1 pseudogene is annotated in these 229 nt (G+C 66.8%); it reads right to left on the reverse strand.

Annotated features, from left to right (window positions below):
* Nucleotides 1-229, reverse strand: a pseudogene (locus ACYQ8K_RS30360) (fatty acid desaturase); the annotation flags it as partial.

Here is a 229-nt window from a genome sequence, read left to right on the forward strand (position 1 = left end):
GGATCTCCGGGTCGTTCATCCAGTCCCACTGGCCATGCATGACGTTGTGGCCGATCTCCATGTTCTCGATGATCTTGGCCACTCCCAAGGTGACGGTGCCGGCCCACCATGCCGAGCGCCGCGAACTCGCGGCCAGCAGCAATCGTCCGGTCACCTCCAGAGCGCGCTGCGTCGCGATGGTGCGACGGATGTAGCGGGCGTCCCGCGCGCCGCGGGAATCCTCCACGTC

Source organism: Mycobacterium sp. MUNTM1 (assembly GCF_054660795.1).